Genomic DNA, 1,660 nt, shown 5'->3' with positions numbered 1-1,660 from the left:
ATGATTTTTGCTAAAACTCCTTCAGTACTAGCTTCGTAGGAGCACAATCCCCCTTCCTCGGGCAGGGCAAAAACTATTTTCAGTGGCATTTGCCTGTTTAGATCCGCCTTTGCCTAGGGAGCGTCCTGCCATTGGGGAGCCAAGGTAATAAAATCAAAAATCTCTGCCCCGGGGTGACAAGTGACACAGGTATTGCTTGTTACCTCCTCTGGCATAGGAACCCTTGGGTGTAGAGCCTTGAAAAAGCGTGATTTCTCCGCATAGAGGGGAACTGGCGTATTGGGAGGTAATGGTCGAGAGAAGGTACTCACATAATCCCAAATGAGTAACTGGGTCAGACGATTAATATTAGGGATGCTGACCCCATAATGAACATCCGGACGGCGCAAAATTTCCTGCCAGGATTCCAGGGGCAACACTTCTGGTGGCAGAGCAATGTGACAGCCAGTGCAGGTTTCAATATAGGACTCAAAACCGGGAAGGTAACGGGTAGGAATCGGATCAACGGAATGGGGATTGTCAGGGATAACTGGGGGCAAATTCTGTGGAATGCTTGCCTGGGCTATTAAGCTATCCTTCGGTTGACCATGGGGAGCCCAGGTCTGGGCCATCGCCCAACCACCACTAAGGGAAAGGAAAATGAGAACTAATCCTGTCAGAACCACTGGCCAAATTCGCATGGTTGTTTCCGATTACACCAATCCATCAATTAAGATCATTTGTCCGAGGACATGGTCCGAAGACCCCACAATTTTAGCAGTCCCCACCGGCACACCGTTTTTTCCCCTCTTCTCTGAGCCCAAGATCCATAGCTGTGCCTGCTTGGAATTTAGAAAAGAATAGGGCAGAGATTTTACGTCTATGGCCATATAGCTAAGCGGCAGATCCGCCATAAATCTTAATTGCCCCATTCCGGAAAGTCAAAACCCAAGATTTATTGGCCCAAGGGAGAAAGAAATAGATTTGCTATTTACTAGAGCCCTGTCCAAAGCGCCATTGTATGCCTGCGGAGAAGCGAGTGCCCGGCTCCGCCAGTAATTCTCCCAAATCAAGCTGACTAGTGGCATTGGTACCCATTAAATCGATCGCCAAGTTTTCCAAAGGGAATAGTCTTAAACCGGCTGACCATACCAGTCGTTCACCAGTCACAAGGGGAGTCACTTCCGCAATTAGTTGTATGACGGGGGAAATCTGATAATTCGCCCCTAACCCCAAACCCACCGGAGTTTTGCCACCAGTAATTGCAGCCTTGGGAGAAAATAGCAAAGCTAATTGATTATTGACTTCATACATAAAGGGAAATTCAAGCATAAAATATCCTTGTTCTGCTTCACTGATATCACGACCACCAGTCAAACGGCCACTGATTGAGAGGGGATCCCCATCGGCTTGGTTTAAAAATAAAAGCTTGCCCCCTAAACGCCATTGGGTCGCTGTTCCCTGGGATGAGTCTATAACTGATTGGGTGTCAAAACCACCAATGGAAGAAAGGAGCAACTCCATTTGGAAATTTTGCAAAACGCTGTAAAAAATTCCTCCACCCACACTGCCCCCCGTATCCGCTGTAAAACGTATGCCGAAATCATCGGTGGGAAAAACGTAGGGAGTTGTGAGGGTAAACCAGTCAAACAAAAGGCTTTTCTGCCGGTCGGTATAGTCA

At 47.7% G+C, this 1,660-nt stretch carries 2 protein-coding genes and 1 pseudogene; all 3 read right to left on the bottom strand.

The genetic code is table 11. The features are described 5' to 3' along the window. Positions 1-113: 113 nt before the first annotated feature. Complete coding sequence (locus tag IQ219_RS19470; protein WP_194073707.1) at positions 114-680, bottom strand: hypothetical protein; 567 nt, start codon at positions 678-680, stop codon at positions 114-116. Between the two features lie 12 nt (positions 681-692). Beyond that, positions 693-893 carry a hypothetical protein gene (locus IQ219_RS20305; protein WP_228017402.1) on the bottom strand — a complete coding sequence of 67 codons (201 nt, stop codon included), beginning with the start codon at positions 891-893 and terminating at the stop codon, positions 693-695. Positions 894-966: 73 nt separating this feature from the next. Beyond that, a pseudogene (locus IQ219_RS19465) lies at positions 967-1,660 on the bottom strand (hypothetical protein); the annotation flags it as partial.

The organism is Synechocystis sp. LEGE 06083 (genome assembly GCF_015207725.1).
Lineage (GTDB): Bacteria > Cyanobacteriota > Cyanobacteriia > Cyanobacteriales > Microcystaceae > Synechocystis > Synechocystis salina.
This window is presented reverse-complemented; position numbering and strand designations above follow the sequence as displayed.